The 20,307-nt window shown below is 64.4% G+C and carries 18 protein-coding genes and 1 tRNA gene; 4 read left to right on the top strand and 15 right to left on the bottom strand.

Features of this window, described 5'->3' with window-relative positions; translation table 11 throughout:
• The first annotated feature begins 6 nt into the window (after nucleotides 1-6).
• On the top strand, nucleotides 7-1,155 hold the full coding sequence (gene rodA / locus OKW40_RS17015; RefSeq protein ID WP_187612101.1) for a rod shape-determining protein RodA: 1,149 nt from the start codon (nucleotides 7-9) through the stop codon (nucleotides 1,153-1,155).
• Nucleotides 1,156-1,240: 85 nt separating this feature from the next.
• Here the strand turns inward: rodA and OKW40_RS17010 are convergent, their stop codons facing one another.
• The 14 genes from OKW40_RS17010 to def all read right to left on the bottom strand — a co-directional run bounded on the left by OKW40_RS17010 (nucleotide 1,241) and on the right by def (nucleotide 13,996).
• Nucleotides 1,241-1,975, bottom strand: a complete 735-nt coding sequence (locus OKW40_RS17010; RefSeq protein WP_429490606.1) for a tetratricopeptide repeat protein — start codon at nucleotides 1,973-1,975, stop codon at nucleotides 1,241-1,243.
• Nucleotides 1,972-2,754 (bottom strand): HpcH/HpaI aldolase family protein, encoded by a 783-nt coding sequence (locus OKW40_RS17005; RefSeq protein WP_429490604.1) that lies wholly within the window; start codon nucleotides 2,752-2,754, stop codon nucleotides 1,972-1,974. The genes OKW40_RS17010 and OKW40_RS17005 overlap by 4 nt, the downstream gene beginning before the upstream one ends.
• Before the next feature lie 191 nt (nucleotides 2,755-2,945).
• Complete coding sequence (gene queD / locus OKW40_RS17000) at nucleotides 2,946-3,401, bottom strand: 6-carboxytetrahydropterin synthase QueD (RefSeq protein WP_184061034.1); 456 nt, start codon at nucleotides 3,399-3,401, stop codon at nucleotides 2,946-2,948.
• Between the two features lie 9 nt (nucleotides 3,402-3,410).
• On the bottom strand, nucleotides 3,411-4,043 hold the full coding sequence (gene queE, locus OKW40_RS16995; RefSeq protein ID WP_184060905.1) for a 7-carboxy-7-deazaguanine synthase: 633 nt from the start codon (nucleotides 4,041-4,043) through the stop codon (nucleotides 3,411-3,413).
• Between the two features lie 64 nt (nucleotides 4,044-4,107).
• Entirely contained in the window at nucleotides 4,108-4,839 is a 732-nt protein-coding gene (gene queC / locus OKW40_RS16990) for a 7-cyano-7-deazaguanine synthase QueC (protein WP_429490602.1), read from the bottom strand.
• Nucleotides 4,840-5,234: 395 nt separating this feature from the next.
• Nucleotides 5,235-5,311: transfer RNA gene (locus OKW40_RS16985), tRNA-Phe, on the bottom strand.
• Between the two features lie 93 nt (nucleotides 5,312-5,404).
• On the bottom strand, nucleotides 5,405-6,094 hold the full coding sequence (gene esaR / locus OKW40_RS16980; protein WP_184051110.1) for a response regulator transcription factor EsaR: 690 nt from the start codon (nucleotides 6,092-6,094) through the stop codon (nucleotides 5,405-5,407).
• Nucleotides 6,095-8,521, bottom strand: a complete 2,427-nt coding sequence (locus tag OKW40_RS16975) for an ATP-binding protein (protein ID WP_429490600.1) — start codon at nucleotides 8,519-8,521, stop codon at nucleotides 6,095-6,097. It abuts the gene before it with no gap.
• The gene (locus OKW40_RS16970) at nucleotides 8,511-9,110 is read right to left on the bottom strand and encodes a DUF4390 domain-containing protein (protein WP_090802240.1); all 600 of its coding nucleotides are present in this window, start codon (nucleotides 9,108-9,110) and stop codon (nucleotides 8,511-8,513) included. Before OKW40_RS16970 ends, OKW40_RS16975 begins: the two co-directional genes overlap by 11 nt.
• The gene (gene rsmB / locus OKW40_RS16965; protein WP_429490598.1) at nucleotides 9,107-10,546 is read right to left on the bottom strand and encodes a 16S rRNA (cytosine(967)-C(5))-methyltransferase RsmB; all 1,440 of its coding nucleotides are present in this window, start codon (nucleotides 10,544-10,546) and stop codon (nucleotides 9,107-9,109) included. The genes OKW40_RS16970 and rsmB overlap by 4 nt, the downstream gene beginning before the upstream one ends.
• A 199-nt stretch (nucleotides 10,547-10,745) precedes the next feature.
• On the bottom strand, nucleotides 10,746-11,603 hold the full coding sequence (gene htpX / locus OKW40_RS16960; RefSeq protein WP_018418965.1) for a zinc metalloprotease HtpX: 858 nt from the start codon (nucleotides 11,601-11,603) through the stop codon (nucleotides 10,746-10,748).
• Between the two features lie 105 nt (nucleotides 11,604-11,708).
• The gene (locus OKW40_RS16955) at nucleotides 11,709-12,350 is read right to left on the bottom strand and encodes a LysE family translocator (RefSeq protein ID WP_429357154.1); all 642 of its coding nucleotides are present in this window, start codon (nucleotides 12,348-12,350) and stop codon (nucleotides 11,709-11,711) included.
• A 125-nt stretch (nucleotides 12,351-12,475) separates the two neighbouring features.
• Nucleotides 12,476-13,462 carry a methionyl-tRNA formyltransferase gene (fmt, locus tag OKW40_RS16950; protein ID WP_429490597.1) on the bottom strand — a complete coding sequence of 329 codons (987 nt, stop codon included), beginning with the start codon at nucleotides 13,460-13,462 and terminating at the stop codon, nucleotides 12,476-12,478.
• A 30-nt stretch (nucleotides 13,463-13,492) separates the two neighbouring features.
• Nucleotides 13,493-13,996 (bottom strand): peptide deformylase, encoded by a 504-nt coding sequence (gene def, locus OKW40_RS16945; RefSeq protein WP_429490595.1) that lies wholly within the window; start codon nucleotides 13,994-13,996, stop codon nucleotides 13,493-13,495.
• 277 nt (nucleotides 13,997-14,273) lie between these two features.
• Between def and dprA the strand changes: the two genes are divergently transcribed.
• The 3 genes from dprA to OKW40_RS16930 all read left to right on the top strand — a co-directional run bounded on the left by dprA (nucleotide 14,274) and on the right by OKW40_RS16930 (nucleotide 18,957).
• A complete protein-coding gene (dprA, locus tag OKW40_RS16940) occupies nucleotides 14,274-15,503 on the top strand; it encodes a DNA-processing protein DprA (protein WP_429490593.1) in 1,230 nt (409 codons plus the stop codon).
• A 101-nt stretch (nucleotides 15,504-15,604) separates the two neighbouring features.
• Complete coding sequence (locus OKW40_RS16935) at nucleotides 15,605-15,982, top strand: thioredoxin family protein (protein WP_018418960.1); 378 nt, start codon at nucleotides 15,605-15,607, stop codon at nucleotides 15,980-15,982.
• Nucleotides 15,983-16,290: 308 nt separating this feature from the next.
• Complete coding sequence (locus OKW40_RS16930; RefSeq protein ID WP_429356405.1) at nucleotides 16,291-18,957, top strand: DNA topoisomerase III; 2,667 nt, start codon at nucleotides 16,291-16,293, stop codon at nucleotides 18,955-18,957.
• Between the two features lie 188 nt (nucleotides 18,958-19,145).
• Here the strand turns inward: OKW40_RS16930 and OKW40_RS16925 are convergent, their stop codons facing one another.
• Complete coding sequence (locus OKW40_RS16925) at nucleotides 19,146-20,252, bottom strand: LysR family transcriptional regulator (protein WP_090802249.1); 1,107 nt, start codon at nucleotides 20,250-20,252, stop codon at nucleotides 19,146-19,148.
• Nucleotides 20,253-20,307: the final 55 nt, after the last annotated feature.

Raw genomic sequence — 20,307 nt, 5'->3', positions numbered from 1 at the left:
AAAGGCATGCAATTCGACAAGCGCGCCTGGCTCGAGCGCATCAAGCGGATGTTCGTAGGCTTCGACCGTCCGCTCGCACTGATCGTGTTTCTGCTGCTGTGCGTCGGCATCGTCACGCTGTACAGCGCGACGCTCGACATGCCGGGCCGCGTCGAAGACCAGTTGCGCAACATCCTGCTCACCTTCGTGCTGATGTGGGGGCTCGCCAATGTGCCGCCCAATACGCTGATGCGCTTCGCGGTCCCGCTCTACGCGTTCGGGATCGCGCTACTGGTCGCGGTCGCGATGTTCGGCCTTACGCGCAAGGGCGCGAAGCGCTGGATCAACGTCGGCGTGGTGATCCAGCCATCGGAAATCATGAAGATCGCCACACCGCTGATGCTCGCCTGGTACTACCAGCGCCGCGAAGGCGTGATGCGCTGGTACGACTACCTGGTCGGCTTCGTGATCCTGATCGTGCCGGTCGGCCTGATCGCGAAGCAGCCCGACCTCGGCACGGCCGTGCTCGTGTTCGCGGCCGGCCTGTTCGTGATTTACTTCGCGGGGCTGAGCTTCAAGCTGATCATGCCGGTGCTGATCGCGGCCGTGATTGCGGTTGCGTCGATCGCGGCGTTCCAGGACAAGATCTGTCAGCCCGAAGTGCAGTGGCCGCTGATGCACGACTACCAGAAGCACCGCATCTGCACGCTGCTCGATCCGACCTCGGACCCGCTCGGCAAAGGCTTCCACACGATTCAAGCGGTGATCGCGATCGGCTCGGGCGGCCCGCTCGGCAAGGGTTGGCTGAAGGGTACGCAGGCGCATCTGGAGTTCATCCCCGAGAAGCACACCGACTTCATCTTCGCGGTGTTTTCGGAAGAGTTCGGTTTGGCAGGCGGAATCGTGCTGCTCACGCTGTACATGCTATTGATCGCGCGCGGGCTCTACATCGCGGCCAACGGCGCGACATTGTTCGGGCGATTATTGGCCGGCTCGTTGACGATGGCATTCTTCACGTACGCGTTCGTCAATATCGGCATGGTGAGCGGGATTCTGCCGGTGGTCGGCGTGCCGTTGCCGTTCATGAGTTACGGTGGCACCGCGCTGACTACATTGGGCGTCGCGATCGGGCTGATCATGAGCGTCGCGCGACAGAAGCGGTTGATGCAGAGCTAACCCGTAGCTAGCGGCACGCTAGCAAACGACAATGCAAAAAAGGGCGCTCGTTGCGAGTGCCCTTTTTGCTTTTTTTGCTGCTTTATTACTGCGGCTTCACTTCCTTCTGATCGCGCAGCTGCGCGCTCAACTGCTGATACTTCAGGCGCGCGGCCGGATCGCCCTGCGCCGCCGCGGCCGCGTAATATGCGCGCGCCACATTCAGATTCCGGTCGACGCCATCGCCGCCACGCTCGTAGAACGAGCCGGTCACGTACTGCGCGGTCATGTCGCCGCCCTGCGCCGCTTTCTTGTACCAGACGAACGCCTGCTTGTTGTCACGCTCGGTACCGCGTCCGTCGAGGAACTGATTCGCGAGCGCGAGCTCCGCCTGCACATGGCCCTGCGCGGCCGCCTTCATGAACCAGCGATGCGCCTCCACCGGATCGCGCCCGACGAACTCGCCATCGTCGTACATCTTGCCGTACACGTATTGCGCGTGCGACATGTTCGCGTCGGCGGCCTTGCGCAACCACTTCTTGCCTTCGTCGACGTTGACCGGCGTGCCTTCGCCGTTGAGCAGCATCATCGCGTAATTGAACTGGGCGAGGCGGCTGCCGCGCTCGGCGGCCTGGCGGAATTCACTCAGCGCCGCGCCAAGATTGCCGGCGTTGTAGTCGGCCACCGCGGATTGCGTCTGCGGATCGTTCGCCTTGGCGACGTGATCCTGTGCATACGCGGCGTTCCACGCCCCAGTCGCGAGCAGCGCCACCGCCATGCTCACTTGCGCGGTCACTCGCGTGATCATCCGCCCGGCGCCCCCCTGCACTCTGCCGTTCATGACCTCACCTCCTGTAATGCCTGGCGCGTCGCGCGCAACATCCAGATCACGTCGGCGGCTAGCGCGACGAAGCGAAAACCGGCGTCGCGATGCTGCCGCGCGCTCGCCACGTCCATCGCGAAGATGCCGGCGGCAATGCCGGCCTTGTCCGCCGCGCTGACGATACGCGCCATCGCCGCCTGCACGTCCGCGTGTTTCGCGTCGCCGAGATGACCAAGGCTCGCGGCCAGATCGGCCGGCCCGACGAACAGGCAATCGACGCCCGGCGTCGCCGCGATCTGCTCGACCTCCCGCAAGCCGCGCGCCGATTCGATCTGCACAATCGTCGCGATCTGTGCGTTGGCCGTCTGCACGTAATCACGCCGCATGCCGTAACCGGCCGCGCGCACGACGCCCGCGACGCCGCGCAGGCCGTCGAGCGCCTCGGCGGTCGGATATTGGGTGAGCCGCACGGCGCGTGCCGCGTCTTCAGCGGATTCGATGTTCGGGAACATCAGCGTGCGCGCGCCGGCGTCGAGCACGCGCTTGACGAGCCACGGCTCGCTCGCGGGCACCCGCACCACCGGCTCGCTCGGCAGATGCGCGGCGGCAATCGCGCGCAATTGCGACTCGACGCCGCCGCTATCGTTGGGCGCGTGCTCCATGTCGATCAGCAGCCAGTCGAAGCCGGCGTGCGCGAGTGCTTCCGCGGCGGCCTCGCTGCCGAGCGACAACCACAGCCCGAACAGCGGCGCGTTGTCCTTCAGACGTTCTTTGAGGGAGTTGGTGAAGGTGCTCATCGGCTGGCCTCGCGCAGGTTTGCAATGCGAAGCGGGGCCAGATAGTGGATCAGACAGGCACCGGGGCGCTGACGGCCTCGTTGCCTGCTGCGACGCGATGCGGTGACCGGCATGTCTCGCTCCGTGTGTTGGTCGGAACGATCATACCGTGACAATAACGCGAGAGTTCGTTCGCGTGGCGGGGCGTGGATTCAGGTGGGAAGCGAGTCGCGGACCACCTCGGCCCAGCAATTCGGCGTCTCGTACAGACGCACTTTGTGCAGGCGCAGGTTCACGCCGTAGTGCGCGTCGTAGACGTTCGCGAGAATGTCGAACGCAATCGCGGCGAGGTTTTCGACGGTCGGAATGCGATCGATCACGACCGTCTTGTGATCCGCCATGCTGTCGAGGAAGCCACGCACCTGCGTGTCGCCTTCGTAGACGAGAAACGCGTGGTCCCACTTGTCGACCAGGTGCTCGTTGGCGAGCGACTTCACGTCGGCGAAGTCCATCACCATGCCGCGATCGGGCGCGCCTTCGGTGTCGACCAGATCGCCTAGCAGCGTGATTTCGAGCACGTAGCGATGGCCATGCAGATTACGGCACTGGCTGCGGTGATCGGGAATGCGGTGGCCCGCGTCGAATTCGAGTTTTCGGGTAATCGTCAGCACGGCAAATCAGGGAATGTTCAGATACTTGTGAGTCTGCATCGACAGGCGCCACTGCGGATGACGTTTGCACCAGTCGATCGCGAGCTTCGTGTTGATGTCGCGCGACGGGCCGTCCATCGGCTGGACGAGGAAATACTCGAAGTCGAGCTTGGCGTAGTCGTCGAGGCGCTGGTTGTCCTGCGGGATCACGACTTTCAGTTCGTTGCCCTTCGTCACGACGAGCGGCGCGTCGGCCTTCGGGCTCACGCAGATCCAGTCGATCGTGTCGAGCACCGGCAGCGAGCCGTTGGTCTCGATCGCGATCTCGAAGCCGGCCGCGTGCAGCGCGTCGACGAGCGGCTGATCGAGCTGCAGCATCGGCTCGCCGCCAGTGCACACGACGAAGCGTTCGCCCTCGCCTTGCGGCCATTGCGACGCGATCATCGCGACCAGTTCGTCGGGGGTGCGGTACTTGCCGCCGTTCTCGCCGTCGGTGCCGACGAAATCGGTGTCGCAGAAACGGCAGACGGCGTCCGCGCGATCCTCTTCGCGGCCGGACCACAGATTGCAGCCCGCGAAACGGCAGAACACGGCCGGCCGCCCGGCATTCGCGCCCTCGCCCTGCAACGTGTAGAAAATTTCCTTGACCGCGTACGTCATGCTGCTTTCTGTCCTGTGTTCCTGAATCAATGATGCTCAATGATGGGCGCTCTCGCGCGAGCCGTCAGACCGGCTCGGTGACTTTTTCGCCGGCGAGGTAGGCCTCATAGCCGCGTTTGCGCAACCGGCATGCCGGGCATTCGCCGCAGCCGAAGCCCCATGCGTGCAACTCGGCCCGTTCGCCGACGTAGCAGGTATGCGTCTCGACACGCACCAGTTCCACCAATGCGTCGCCGCCGAGCTCGCGCGCGAGGCGCCACGTGTCGGCCTTGTCGAGCCACATCAGCGGCGTCTCCAGCGCGAAACGCGCGTCCATGCCGAGATTCAGCGCGACCTGCAGCGCCTTCATCGTGTCGTCGCGGCAATCGGGGTAGCCCGAGAAGTCCGTCTCGCACATCCCGCCGACCAGCACCTGCAAACCGCGCCGATACGCGATGGCCGCGGCGATCGTCATGAACATCAGATTGCGGCCCGGCACGAACGTGTTTGGCAACCCATTGGCCGTGGCTTCGATTTCGATCTCGCGCGTCATCGCGGTGTCACTGATCGCGCCGAGCAGCGACAGGTCGATCGTGTGATCGTCGCCGAGACGATCGGCCCACGCCGGAAACGCACGCACGACGGCCTGACGGAATCCTTCGCGGCATTCGAGTTCGACACGATGACGCTGACCATAATCGAAGCCGACCGTTTCGACCGTGTCGTAATGGTCGAGCGCCCACGCGAGACACGTGGCAGAATCCTGGCCGCCGGAAAACAGCACGAGCGCGCTACGCTTAGCGTCTTTGCGGATCACCGTGATACTCCGTGAATGAGAGTGCCACGTCGCGCTGCGCGAGGTGCGCCATGCAAGCAACGCGGCGCGACGTGTGCCGGCACTGTGCCGGCCCAAAGCAGTATAGGTCGCGCGTTGCGCGGGAACGTGGCTGGGCGCTTATACCGCCGATCGTCGGGCGAAGGATTGGGTGCTTCGGTGCGACATGCTCGGCACTGCATTCGCGCGGTGCACGACCGCGTGCGACGCCTGCATGCAAGTCCTTGAACTGGCGCGATTTTATCACGCGACACCGAATGTCGCCGACGCCAGCTGTCTCACGCGCGCGGCTTCAACTGCATGGCAAGCCGAAGTGACGACTTGTCCGCCAAACGGAAAAGCCCCAGGGAATCTTGCGATTTCCTGGGGCTAAATCCTGGTGGCCTGGGGCGGAATCGCAACCACCGACACGCGGATTTTCAATCCGCTGCTCTACCAACTGAGCTACCGGGCCAACGAAGAACGAAACTATATCAAGCGATCCGCAGTTCAGCAAGCCCTTTCATAAATAATCTGCCGGGCCGCGTTCGCATGCAACACGTGGCGCTCACTCCCCTTTGTTCTTGCCGAGATCGACGCCGAGTTGCTTCAGCTTGCGATAAAGATGCGTGCGCTCGAGACCGGTCTTCTCCGCGACACGCGTCATGCTGCCGTTCTCGCGCGCGAGGTGATATTCGAAGTACGCGCGCTCGAACGCATCGCGCGCATCGCGCAGCGGAATGTCGAACGAGATCGACGCGGTTTGCGCGACGAGCGTGCCGCCGCCGACGCCATCGGACGACAGTATCGGCAACGCGGCCGCCGACGCGACTGACGATGCGCTGACCGGCAACGCCGGCTTCGCAGCCACGCCGCCAGGCACGGCCGCCGCGTTACCACGCGCGAGTCCCTGCTCGACCGCCTTTAATAGCTTCTGCAACGCGATCGGCTTTTCGAGGAAGTTGAGCGCGCCGATCTTGGTGGCCTCGACCGCGGTGTCGATCGTCGCGTGACCGGACATCATGATGACGGGCATCGTCAATTGACCTTGCGCGGCCCATTCCTTGAGCAGCGTCACGCCGTCGGTGTCCGGCATCCAGATGTCGAGCAGCACGAGGTCCGGCGCCTGACGCAGACGGAACTCGCGCGCCTCCTGCGCGTTTTCAGCGGCCTCCACGACGTGTCCCTCGTCGCTGAGGATCTCCGAGAGCAGTTCCCGGATGCCCATTTCATCATCTACCACCAGGATGGTTGCCATTTACGCTGCCCTTGTCTGCACTGTTGCTTTTGTCGTTCCCTGCGACGCGCCGCCGTGCGCCGGATGGGCACCCGAACCAGGTGCACCCGGCTGCGCGGAGTCGTCCGCCAGTTGAAGGAAGAGAATCGAAATCTGCGCGCCTTCGATCACGTCGCCGGCCTTCATGCGATTGCGAATGTCGATGCGCGCGCCATGTTCGTCGACGATCTTCTTGACCATCGCAAGTCCCAGACCCGTACCCTTGGCCTTGGTCGTCACGTACGGCTCGAACGCGCGCGTGAGGATACGCGCGGGGAAGCCTGGTCCGTTGTCCGACACTGTCAGACGGACCGCGACGCGCGCCTTGCCTTGCGCGTCGGGGTCTCCGTATTCTACTGTCCTCGTCTCGAGCAAAACACGCGGATGCGCGACTTCGGCGACCGCGTCCTGCGCGTTCTGCAGCAGGTTGTGGATCACCTGTCGCAACTGCGTCGCGTCGCCGCGTATCGCGGGCAAGGCCGCCAGCTCGACCTGGATCGCGCCCTTGCCTTCTTCGATACCGTACAGCGTCAGCACCTCGCTGACCAGACCATTCAATTGCAGATGCGCGAGTACCGCGGGCGGTGTGCGTGCGTAGTCGCGGAAATCGTCGACCATCTGCTTCATCGCGGCGACCTGATTGACGATCGTCGTCGCGCCGCGCTTCAGCACGTCCGCATCCGACGGCGCGAGCTTGTCGGCGAGCTTCATCTGCAATCGTTCGGCCGACAGTTGAATCGGCGTGAGCGGATTCTTGATCTCGTGCGCGAGGCGCCGCGCGACTTCGCCCCATGCGATCGAACGCTGCGCGGAGATCACGTCGGAGATGTCGTCGAACACGATCACGTAGCCCGCGGTCTGCATGCCTTCAGCGTCGCGCTCGTTCGCCGCGACGAGGCGCGCGCCGCGCACGAGCAGCGTGAGCGGCTCGGTTTCGCCGGGCACCGGCACCGAGAACTGCTGCTGCCAATGGCCGTTGTCGTCATGGCCGTCTTCACTCGCCGCTTCGCGATCGGCGAATGCCTTGCGCACCATCGCGCCGAATTCGCCGAGCACGCCGATCTGATCGAGCGACGAGCCGAGCACCGTCTGGAACGGCTGACGGAAAATCCGCTCGGCGCCTCGATTCGCGGTGGTCAGCCGGAATTGCCGGTCGAACACGAACACACCCGCGGTCAGGTTCGCGAGGATGCTCTCGAGATACGCCTTCGAATGCTCGAGCGCGATACGATTTTTCTCGACCGCCCCGCGCGCTTCCGACAACTGCCGCGTCATCGCATTGAACGACTGCGTGAGGAAACCGAGTTCGTCGCGCGACTTGATCTCGCGCTTTGGCGTGTAGTCGCCCTCGGTGATTTCCTTCGTGCCCTGCGCGAGCAGGAATAGCGGCCGCGCGAGCTGATTGCCGAGCGCCAGCGCGAGCATCATCGCGATGAAAGTCGCGAGAAACAGCGACAGGGTCAGCGTGCCGATGTACATCTTGCGCAAGCCGGTGCGGCCGAGCGCCTTCTCCTGATACTCGCGATACGCGCGCTGCACCGAGTCGGCATTGCGCGCGAGTGTCGTCGAGACCGGCTGCGTCAGTTGCAGGAAGCGCTCGGCGGGCTGCAACAGCGACGCGTTCGCATCGGGAATACGCTGCACCACGCGCAGACGCAGCGCTCCCTTGCCGCCGTGCGCATTCGGATCGCCGTCCACTTCGCCTTCGATCGCCGCATAGCCGTGGCCACGCGCCTGCTCGATCATCAGCGGTGTCGGCAGATCGTTCGGCAGCAGCATCGCGTAGTTGCCGGACGCCTGCGCGACCACGTGCATGTCCGGCGTCGCGCCAGACATGCTGCGGGTCGGCTCGACGATCGTCGCGTCCTGCACACCGAACTGGTCGCGCAAACGCAGCAGCGTCAACGTGGTGCCGGCCGCATCCGCGCTCGCGAGCTGCTCGGACATCAGACGCGCCTTCGTCTGCAGATCGGACAGCGACGCGTCGAGCATGCCGCGCCCGAGGTTGAGGCCGGACGCGAGCGCGGTTTCGACGTTCACGTCGAACCACGACTCGATGCTGCGCGACACGAACTGATACGACACGATGTAGATGATGCCGCCCGGCACCACACCGACCAGCGCCATGAAGAACGCGAGCTTCGCGAGCAGCCGTGTGCCGAATTTGCCCGTGCGTAATCGCACGATGATGATGACGACGAGCGTCACCACCACCAGCAGAAAGATCAACGCGACCGCGACGTTGGCCGCATACAGCCACTGGTAATAGCGGTCGAAGAATTCGGTGTTCGCGCTGGCGGCGGCCAGCAACACGAGCAGCAACACGGCCGTCACCGCGACCGTCGACACGAGCACGCGCACGACGATGCTGCTGACACTGGTGGAAGATGAGCGCACTTTATTTAGCACGATCGGCGGCCGTGAAAGTGAAGCGCTTCCAATCGGAGGCGAGGTTCCAGTCGCGGTTGTTCACCGCGTCGATCTGGAACGGCTTGGGCATCAGCCCGATGTCGAGTTGCATGCGCACGGACGCGTTATAGGTTTCGCCGACCCGCACCTGATTGCGGTCGATCACGTGCCACGACGTCACGTGCTTGATCACCGCGAGCGCATCGTTGAGCGTGGAAAAGCCGAGCTGCAAGCCGCCCGACTGCACGCTCGACACGCGATATTCGCGCGTGAGTGGCTGGAACGACAGCCGCAAACTTTGCGACACGCTGACCGGCTGCTCGTCGAACCAGTACCAGCGCGGCCGGCTCAGTTCGAAATCGGTCGTGAAATAAAGCGGAATGCCTTTGTTGACCGCGTCTTCGAGATTGCTGTTCAGCTCGAATTCGAAATGCGCGTCGAGACTCCAGCCGCCGTTGTCGGCCTGCAGCGACGCCCGCTGCACCGCGATCGAGTCAGCGTGCGCCGCGCCCGGCGCTGCAAGCCAGACGGCAAGCGCGATCCAGAGCACGGCAGCGAGCCGAAGCGGGAAGAAGCGTTTTATGGTCACCGTTTCTGAAAGCGCGCGTAGAAAAATCCGTCGTGGTCTGAGTTCGTGCCGGCGCTGAATTCGGCGGGTCGTCCAGCATGAGAACCGGCCGATGGGTCGGCGGGCGCGCGGGCAACTGAGGGTAAAAGCTGCCCCGGCGCGTCCAATCGTACCGCATCCTGGTGCTGGTTTCCAAACCACTGTGCCTGCAACTCGCCCTCTTCGGGGAAGATCGAACAGGTGACGTAAAGCAACTCGCCGCCCGATTTCACGAGCGGCCACAGCGCGTCGAGAATGCGGCGCTGTTCGGCGACGAGCGCGGCAATATCGGACTGACGACGCAGCCAGCGAATATCCGGATGACGCCGCACGATGCCCGACGCCGAGCACGGCACGTCGGCGAGGATGCAGTCGAACGGCTGGTCGAGGTCGTCGTGCCATTGCGCGGGGTTGCCCGCGTCGCCGATGCGCACTTCCGCTTCGAGCTTCAGACGCCGCAGGTTTTCGCCGATGCGGCGCGCGCGAGACGCATCGCTTTCGAGCGCGACCACTTGAATGTTGGCGAGTTCGAGCAGATGCCCGGTCTTGCCGCCAGGGGCCGCGCATGCGTCGAGCACGCGCATGCCGTCGCGCACGCCGAGCAATTGCGCGGCGAGTTGCGCCCCTGCGTCCTGCACGGACACGACACCTTCGCTGAAGCCCGGAATGCGCTCGACCGGCATTGGCGTCGCGAGCGTGACCGCGTACTCGCCAGCCTTGCTTGCGGCGATCTGCTGGCGTTGCAGCACTTGCAGATAGGCGTCGACCGTCGAATGGCGCGCGTTCACGCGCAACGTCAGCGGACCTTGCGTGTTGCCGGCGGCCAGCACCGATTGCCACGCCTCGGGCCATGCGCGCTTCACCGCGTCGATCCACCAGGCCGGATAGTTCCAGCGCGCTACTTCATCGGCTTGCACGGAGGCGAGCAACGTGTCGCGCTCGCGCAAGAAGTTGCGCAGCACCGCGTTGACGAGCCCCTTCGCGAACGCGAACTCGCGACGCGCGCCAATCACCCTGACCGCCTGGTCGACGACCGTGAACGGCGTGTAGGCGGCGCTCGCTTCGTCGTCGACGAGCAGCGCGAGCGCGCACGCGAGCACATGCGCGACGTGCGGCGGAGGCGCCTTCTTCACCAGCTTCGCGATCAGCCACTCGGCGGTTGCGAGACGGCGCATCGTGCAATAGGCGATATCCTGCACCGCGCCGCGCGCCGCTGCGGCGTTGTCCTCGGGCACCGCCACGAAAACGCTTTGCAGCGCCGCGGGCAAGGCGGCGCCGAGACGCACGGCGCCGACGGCCTGGGCCGCGCAATCGAGTGCGAACCCGAGCGATTCGGGCGACAGTTGCAGCGTCGACAAACGGGATTCGCGCGAACGCGCCGACGAGGAAGCAGAACGCGAAGAAGGCTTTGGAGTCATGAAGGGAGCAAGGGCAAGCCGCACGGTGCGCGCGACGCAATCAGCGCACATTGTAGCGTGGCGCCGGTGGGGCGCTGCCATGCGTGGGTGGTGGCCGCAGACGCTGTCGTGCAGTGGCGACGAACGGTGCGAAAAAAAGCGGGCCTCGCGGGCCCGCTCTTCAGTACTTCAGGCTCGACGCGCCGAGCGACGCGGCGCCTCAGTCGAAGCGCCCGGTGCGCGCCATTTCCATCAAACGCGCGATGCGTTCCTCGGTCGCCGGGTGCGTCGAGAACAGACTCGCGATACCGCCGCCCGACAGCGGATTCATGATCATCATCTGCGCGGTGGCCGGATGCGCCTCGGCCGTCGGGAACGGAATGCCGCTCGCATAGCGATGGATCTTGTCGAGCGCCGACGCCAGTGCCTGCGGGTCGCCCGAAATCTGCGCGCCGCCCCGGTCGGCTTCGAATTCGCGCGCACGCGAAATCGCCATCTGGATCAACGCACCCGCAATCGGCGCGAGCAGCGCAACCGCGATGCTCGCGATCGGGTTCGCGGGACGGCCGTTTTCGTCGCGGCCGCCGAAGAACATCGCGAAGTTCGCCAACGCGGAAATCGCGCCGGCCATGGTCGCCGAAATCGTCGAGATCAGAATGTCGCGATGCTTCACGTGCGCGAGTTCGTGCGCCATTACGCCGCGCATTTCGCGCTCGGACAGTACGCGCAGAATGCCGGTGGTCGCCGCGACTGCCGCGTGCTCCGGGTTGCGGCCGGTGGCGAACGCGTTCGGCGCGTCTTCGTTGATCAGGTAGACGCGCGGCATCGGCAGGTTCGCGCGCGTGGCGAGATCGCGCACCATCCGATAGAACTGCGGCGCGCTGTTTTCGTCGACTTCCTGCGCGTTGTACATGCGCAGGACCATCTTGTCGGAGAACCAGTACGAGAAGAAATTCATCCCAAGGGCGATCACGAGCGCGACCATCATGCCGCGCGACCCGCCGATCATCCCGCCGATCACGATGAAAAGGGCCGTAATCGCGGCCATCAACATCGCGGTTTTCACCCAGTTAAACATGTCTGCAACTCCTTGCCCCGAGCGTGGCCTTCATCTCCGTGCCGCGCGATTGCGGCGCCAGACTGTAAGCGAAATGTTAGATATGGGCGATGCGGGAAAATTCAATCATCGCGCGGCGCTCGCGAGTTTGATGCCCAGGCCGACGAACGCGCTGCCGACGCCGCGATCGAGCCAGCGCTTGACCGCCGGTTTGCCCGAGAAACGCTGCGTGACGCTTCCCGCGATCCACGCGACGAAGCTGTTCCAGACCATGCTCATCAGCACGAAGACCGCGCCGAGCGTGAGAAACGCGAAGGTCTTGTGTTCGCTGCCCGTCGTGACGAATTGCGGGAAGAACGACACGAAGAACAGCACGACTTTCGGGTTCAGAACGTTGGTCCAGAAGCCTTGCAGGAACAACTGCCGCAGCGACTTCGGCGTGGACGACGCGCGCGCGTCGCCGACCGGCGCATCCGCGGCCGGTTTCGTGAAGATCAGGCGCACCCCCAGATAGATCAGATAAATCGCGCCGACGAATTTGACGATGGTGAACGCCGTAGCCGACGCGGCCAACAGCGCGGTCAGTCCAAACGCGCAGGCAAGCGAGTGAATGCAGCAGCCCGCCGAAATGCCGAGCGCCGACATCAGCCCCGCGCCGCGGCCCTGGGCGACGCTGCGCCCGACGATATAAGCGGTATCCGGCCCCGGCGTGATGTTCAGGAGAAAAACCGCGACGATGAAAAACTCGAAATGGACGATGCCGAACATGTGATGCACCCTCGAAAACCTGGTCTGCTGCATGGAGGATTCTAACGCGCGTCGCGCTCGCGGCGGGCGCGGAGAACACCGGCCGAATGGACGATGCTCCGGCGTGCGAGACGCGCTTATTGCGCCTAAGGAAGCTGGAAGCGCTGGCCTGCGGCGAGCGGCGAGCCAGCAAGGAATTCGCGCACCGGCAGGCGCTTGCCGCCGGGCTTCTGCAATTGCGTCAGACGCAGTGCACCTTCGCCGCAAGCGACCAGCACGCCGTCGGGCGCAACCTCGACGATGGTGCCTGGCGCCTTGTTGCTGCCCGACGCCGGCGAGGCTACGGCGGTGGCGGCCCAGATCTTGACGGTGCTGCCGTCGTCGAGCGTGCCGGCGCCGCCGGGGAACGGGTCGAACGCGCGCACCTGACGCGCAAGCGCCTCGGCCGGCCGGCGCCAGTCGAGCGCCGCTTCGTGCTTGGCGATTTTCTCGGCGTAGGTCACGCCGTCGGCCGGTTGCGGGATCGACGTCAGCTTGCCGCTGCGCTCGAGCTCGATCAGTGCGTCGACGATCAGTTGCGCGCCGTCCGCGGCGAGGCGGTCGTGCAGCGTGGCGGTGGTGTCGTCGGCGGAGATGGGGGTGCGTACTTCGGAAACCATCGCGCCGGTGTCGAGTCCAGCGTCCATCTGCATCAGCGTGATGCCGGTTTGCGCGTCGCCCGCCTCGATCGCGCGATGAATCGGCGCCGCGCCGCGCCAGCGTGGCAGCAGCGACGCGTGGATGTTGATGCAGCCGAAGCGCGGAATGTCGAGCACTTCCTGCGGCAGGATCAGTCCGTAGGCGGCGACCACCATCACGTCGTGCGGCGTCGCGCGCAGTTGCTCGATGCCGGCGGCGGCTTCCTGTGGATATTTGCCAGCGCGGCGCAGCGACGCGGGCTGCGCAACCGCGAGGCCGTGCTCCTGCGCGTAGCGCTTGACCGGACTCGCCTGCAGCTTCATGCCGCGACCCGCCGGCCGGTCCGGCTGCGTCAAGACGAGCGGCACGGCAAACCCGGCGCCATGAATCGCGGCCAGCGCGGCCGCGGCGAATTCCGGTGTGCCGGCAAAGATGACGCGCAACGAATGACTCATGAATGGGGCGATAGGCAAGTTGAAAGCGCGTTACATCGCGTGGGCGAGCTTCTTCATCTTGCTCTTGATGCGCGTTTGCTTCAGCGGCGACAGATACTCGACGAACACGTGGCCCATCAGGTGATCCATTTCGTGCTGAATGCACACGGCGAGCAGCCCCTCGCAATCGAGCTCGAACGTTTCACCCTTCTCGTTGAGCGCACGCACGCGCACTTTCTCGGCACGCTCGACGTTGTCGTAGATCCCGGGCACCGACAGGCAGCCCTCTTCCGACAACTTCCTCTCATCGCTCGACCAGACGATTTCCGGATTGATGAACGCGAGCAGTTCGTCGTGCGTTTCCGACACGTCGATCACGATCACGCGTTCGTGCACGTCCACCTGGGTGGCGGCGAGGCCGACGCCGGGCGCCGCGTACATCGTTTCGGCCATGTCCGCGACGAGACGGCGGATACGGTCGTTGATCTCCGGGACTGGCTTCGCCACCTTGTGCAGTCGTTTGTCCGGGTAATTGAGGATGCTCAGTAAAGCCATGATTTCGAGTGTGATTTGAGACGCCGCCAACCGTTGGAGGCTCGCGTTGGCCATTTGGCCAGGTTGTGAGCCCGTCGTAATACGCAGAGGATAGATGATGTCGAACCGGTTCGATTCAACGCGCCTCGTGCGCCCGACGACGAACCCGCGCCGGTAAGCGCGGCGCCGCGATTATTCGCGGCTCATTGCCGTTTTATTTCCGCGTTTTTATTTCGGATGATGAAAATTTTAGCATGGCGCCCGCCTGCCCGCAGGCCCCGCCAGAGGAGCGACCCGCATGCAGACCTTGCCCGCGACCCGTATCGAACTTGCCGCCTGGCTGCGGTTGTCACTTGCGCCGGGCCTAAAACCCGCGGCGTTGCGCCTGTTGCTGGGCGCATTCGGGCTGCCGCAGGCGCTGTTGGCGCAGTCGCCGGAGACGCTCGTGGAGGTCGCCGGTGACGCCGCGGCGCGCGCGGTGCTGGCGCCGCCGGGTCCAGCGTTCGACGGCCAGCTCGATGCGGTGCTCGCATGGCGCGAGCAGCCGGGCAACCAGATCGTCACGCTCGACGATCCCGCCTATCCGCCCGCGCTGCTGACGTTGCCCGATCCGCCACCCCTCCTATATATAAAGGGCCGGCTTGAGCTGCTGCATACGCGCGCGGTCGCGCTGGTCGGCAGCCGCAGCGCGACGCCGCAGGGCATCGAGGATGCGCGGCGGTTCGCGCGAGTACTGTCGGCGGCGGGCGTGACGGTCGTATCGGGGCTCGCACTCGGCATCGACGGCGCCGCGCATCGGGGCGGGTTGGAGGGTGTCGGCGGAACGGTCGCGGTGGTCGGCACCGGCGCGGACCTCGTCTATCCCGCCGCGCATCAAGCGCTCGCGCGGCAGATCGCGGCGCAGGGTGCGATTCTCTCGGAGTGGCCGCTCGGCACGCCGGCACGCGCCGCCAACTTCCCACAGCGCAACCGGCTGATCGCTGGGCTGGTCAGCGGAGTCGTGATCGTCGAGGCGGCTATGCGTTCCGGTTCGCTCATTACTGCGCGGCTTGCCAATGAGATGGGGCGTGACGTGTTCGCGTTGCCCGGATCGATTTACGCGCCGTTGTCGCGCGGCTGTCATCGGATGATCAAGCAGGGAGCGCGGCTCGTGGAAACGCCTGACGAGGTGCTGGAGGAGCTCGGTTTTGCCCGGCGGCCGGCGGGCGATGCGAGACGCTCGGCGAAGCGGGCCGTGCCGCTGGAGCATGCGGGTTTGCACGTTTCGTCGGGTGGGACCGCTTTGCCCGCTACGACCGCAGCCTTCGCCGACTCACCGGCGTCCGGGCCGGCCCCGCAGCCGGCGCTCGCCCCTGACGCACAGCGTCTGCTCGCCGCGCTCGGCCATTCGCCGACCACGCTTGAAATTCTCGCCGCCCGTACCGAGATGGAGAACGCCGCCCTGCACGCCGCCTTGCTCCGGCTCGAACTCGCCGGCGAGGTCACGCTGCTGCCCGGCGGCCGCTTCATGCGAGCCCATCATGACTGAGCCGAGACTGACCGGCGTCAATGCAGATTGGCAACTTTTCGCGACCGGCCATGCTACATTCGCGCCAAAGCACCCGACAAAACACACAAGGAAATCACTTCATGCCCGCGCTGAACCTCGACACCGACCAGGACCGGATCGCCGAGCGCGTCAACGAACCCGACACGCTGTTCGTTGCATGCCTGTGCGCGGAGTGGTGCGGAACGTGTCGCGAGTACCGGGACTCCTTCAACCAACTGGCCGAGCGGCACCCGGAAGTCTGTTTCGCATGGATCGACATCGAAACTCATGCGGATCGGTTCGACGATCTGGACGTCGAGAATTTCCCGACCGTCCTGATCGAAGACTCGGTGACGACACGGTTTTTCGGTACGGTTTTGCCACAGGTGTCGATCGTCGAGCGGATGCTGTCGGATCTGACCGCGCTGCCCGGCGTAACCGGTGCGCCGAAGCTGCGGCCGGCGCTGGCGGTCGCCTGAAGGCGGCCTCGCGCGCCGCCCGGTCAAACGGAAAGCCTCGCGACGCGCGGCTTGCGGCACAGGCCCCCGCCGATCATTTGGGACAGCATCGCGGCTGGCATCGCTGTCCGCACGCAGCGTTTGCCGCAGTTGATCAACCGCTGGACGCGCAATTATGATGACGCGCTTTTATGGCACTTGACCCGTTGGGTTCGCACCTTGTGCTATAAAGCGGTCGTTATTGGGTCGAAAGAGGTCTCAAGCGAGCGTCTCGCGCCATGTTGGCCCTCAAGGCCACCAACCCGGATCTACCAACCTCACATCGAGTCATGTCCAAAGCACTGATCATCGCCGAAAAGCCTTCTGTCGCGAACGACATCGCGCGCGCTTTGGGCGGCTTTACCAAGCATGACGAGTACTACGAAAGCGACGACTACGTCCTTTCATCGGCAGTGGGCCACCTGCTGGAAATCGCCGCGCCCGACGACTACGAAGTCAAGCGCGGCAAGTGGAGCTTTGCCAATCTGCCCGTCATTCCTCCGCATTTCGATCTGAATCCGATCGCGAAGAGCGAGTCGCGCCTGAAGGTGCTGACCAGGCTGATGAAGCGCAAGGACATCGACCGTCTGATCAACGCATGCGACGCGGGGCGCGAGGGCGAACTGATTTTCCGCCTGATCGCGCAGCACGCGAAAGCCAAACAGCCGGTGCAACGGCTGTGGCTGCAGTCGATGACGGCCGGCTCGATCCGCGACGGTTTCGCGCGTCTGCGCAGCGACGAAGAGATGCAGCCGCTCGCCGACGCGGCGCGCTGCCGCTCGGAGGCGGACTGGCTCGTCGGCATCAACGGCACGCGCGCGATGACCGCGTTCAACAGCAAGGGCGGCGGCTTTTTCCTGACCACGGTCGGGCGCGTGCAGACGCCGACGCTTTCGATCGTCGTCGAGCGCGAAGAGAAGATTCGACGCTTCGTGCCGCGCGACTACTGGGAAGTGAAGGCGGAGTTCGTCTGCGCGGGCGGCTTCTACGAAGGCCGCTGGTTCGATCCGAAATTCAAGCGCGACGAGTTCGATCCGGAGAAGCGCGATTCGCGCCTCTGGGCGTTGCCAGCGGCAGAGACGATTGTCGCGGCTTGCCGCGGCCAGCTCGGCACGGTGACCGAGGAGTCGAAACCGTCGACGCAGCTGTCGCCCGCGCTCTTCGACCTGACCAGTCTGCAGCGAGAAGCCAACGGCCGCTTCGGCTTTTCGGCGAAGAACACGCTGGGTCTCGCTCAGGCGCTGTACGAAAAGCACAAGGTTCTGACCTATCCGCGTACCGACGCGCGCGCGCTGCCGGAAGACTATCTGGACACGGTCAAGCAGACGCTCGGCATGCTCAAGGAGAGCAACAACTACCTGCCGTTCGCGAAGCAGGTGCTCGACAAGGGCTGGGTGAAACCGAACAAGCGCATCTTCGACAACTCGAAGATCAGCGACCACTTCGCAATCATCCCGACGCTGCAGGCGCCGAAGAATCTGTCCGAGCCGGAGCAGAAGCTCTACGACCTCGTCGTGAAGCGCTTCCTCGCCGTGTTCTTCCCTGCCGCCGAATCCCGAGTGACTACGCGTATCACCGAGGTGGTCGGCCATCACTTCAAGACCGAGGGCAAGGTGCTCGTCGAGCCGGGTTGGCTGCAGATCTACGGCCGTGAAACCAGCGGCGATGACGCGAACCTCGTGCCGGTGCAGAAGGACGAAAAAGTCAAGACCGACAAGATCGCCGCGCAGCAACTGATCACGAAGCCGCCCGCACGCTACAACGAAGCGACGCTGCTGTCGGCGATGGAAGGTGCGGGAAAACTGGTCGAAGACGACGAATTGCGCGAAGCGATGGCGGCCAAGGGGCTCGGCACGCCGGCAACGCGCGCGGCGATCATCGAAGGTCTGCTCACCGAAAAGTACCTGATCCGCGAAGGACGCGATCTGATTCCGACCGCCAAGGCCTTCCAGCTGATGACGCTGCTACGCGGCCTCGGCGTGAAGGAGCTGACTGCGCCGGAGCTAACCGGCGAATGGGAATACAAGCTGTCGCAGATGGAGCGCGGCAACCTGCCACGCGACGCGTTCATGCAGGAAATCGCGCGCATGACGCAGACTATCGTCAAGCGCGCGAAGGAATACGATTCCGACACGATCCCGGGCGATTACGCGACATTGCAGACACCTTGCCCGCATTGCGGTGGCCAGGTGAAGGAAAACTACCGGCGTTTCGCGTGCTCGAAGTGCGAGTTCTCGATCTCGAAGATTCCGGGCGGCCGTCAGTTCGAGATCGCCGAAGTCGAAGAACTGCTGCAGAACAAGACGATCGGGCCGCTGTCGGGCTTCCGCAGCAAGATGGGGCGGCCGTTCTCGGCGATCCTGAAACTGTCGCTCGACGACGAGATCAAGAATTACAAGCTCGAGTTCGACTTCGGCCAGGACGCGGCCGGCGAAGACGGCGAGCCGCCCGACTTCTCCGATCAGCAGCCGGTCGGCGCGTGTCCGAAGTGCCAAGGCCGCGTTTTCGAGCACGGCATGAGCTACGTCTGCGAAAACTCGGTGGCGAATCCGAAGTCGTGCGACTTCCGTTCCGGCAAGGTGATCCTGCAGCAGGAAATCGCCCGCGAGCAGATGGCCAAGCTGCTCGAGGAGGGTCGCACCGATCTGCTGACGAACTTCAAGTCGTCGCGTACCGGCCGTAACTTCAAAGCTTTCCTCGTCAAGCAGAACGACGGCAAGATCGGCTTCGAATTCGAGAAGAAGGAGCCGGCGGCGGCGAAGACCGCAGCGGCGAAGACTTCGGGTGCTCGTTCCGCGGCCAAGGCGATGCCGGAAGCGGACGAAGGTGATACCGCGGTGGCCGTGAAGGCCGAGCCGGCGGAAAAGAAGGTGGCGGCGAAGAAGGCGCCCGCCGCCAAGTCCGCGGCGGCCAGGAAGGCACCGGCGAAAAAGACCGCGGCGCGAAAAACCGGCTAGTGGGGCGAGATTCGGACCGGCGGCTCGCGGTGGTAGCAGGAATAGCTACATTAGCCACCGCAGTCGGCGATCCGTGCACAGCCCGCGGTGTAGTCCGCATCTGTCCATGAAAAAAGGCGCAGTCACTTGAGGTGACTGCGCCTTTTTAATGCCGGCCCGCATCGCTGCGGGCTTCGACATTCAGAGATTTACAACGGCGACAACGCCGTCGGGCGTGGACTGCGATTGGACGACTTCGTCATCGGCTTCGGCACGGCCGGCGACAGCTCGCTATCGAGAAGCCGCGACAGCGGCTCGGCGCCATCGAACGCTTCCGGTGCGCGCGACTCGGCAGTCTCGAACGCGGCCGACGTCGCCGGACGCTCCAGACCGTCCTTGATCCACTGCTCGCCGAGCACGCTGTTCGGCGTCTGGTTGAAGTGCTCGACCAGATGGTCGATGAACGTGCGCACCTTGGCCGGCAGGTGACGGCGGCTTGGGTACGCAATATTGATCTCGACCTGCGGCAAACGGTAATCGCCGAGCAAACGCACGAGCCGGCCGCGCGTCATGTCGCGACCGATCAGATAGCTCGGCAGAATCGCGGTGCCCATGCCGAGCAGCGCAAACTGTCTCAGCATCTCCGTGTTGTTCGCGACGATCACGTTCGACGGCCGCACGCGCACTTCGCCTTCCGGCCCCGTAAACACGCGTTCATCGCCCCAGTATTCGGATGGCAGGCTCAGGCACGGGTGCTCGAGCAGATGTTCGGGACGCGTCGGCATGCCATGCTTTTCCAGATAAGCCGGCGTCGCGCAGACGGTCATGCAGCCCGTGGTCAGACGCCGCGTAACGATACTCGCGCTGCGCATTTGCCGCGCGATCACGACGCCGACGTCGAAGCCCTCCTCGACGAGGTCCACCTGACGATCGACCAGCGTGACGTCGGGAATGACTTTTGGATAGCGCTCCGCGTACGTTTGCAGCACGGGCGCGAGGTTATGCAGCCCGAACACGACAGGCGCGACGATGCGTAGCGTGCCGACGGGTTCGTGATTGCGAGCGACCACCATCTGTTCGACGTCTTCCAGTTCGTCGAGAATCTGACGGGCGCGCTCGAGGTAGACCTGACCGGATTCGGTCAGCGACAAGCTGCGGGTCGTGCGATTGAGCAGCCGCGTACCAAGACGGCCCTCGAGGTCGGCAACGTGACGGGTGGCGACCGCGTTGGAAATATCCATGGCGCTCGCGGCGCGGGCAAAACTGCCGAGATCCGCCACCTTGACGAAAACTCGCATCGACTGCAAATGATCCATATGACAACTCCCTGCCTTGTTACTGCTTCCTGACAATTGGTGAAAACCAGTGAAG

Origin of the sequence: Paraburkholderia sp. RAU6.4a (genome assembly GCF_050435625.1) — a bacterium.
Classification (GTDB): Bacteria; Pseudomonadota; Gammaproteobacteria; order Burkholderiales; family Burkholderiaceae; genus Paraburkholderia; species Paraburkholderia tuberum.
The sequence above is the reverse complement of the archived record's forward strand: the minus strand, read 5'-3'. Positions and strand labels throughout refer to the sequence as shown.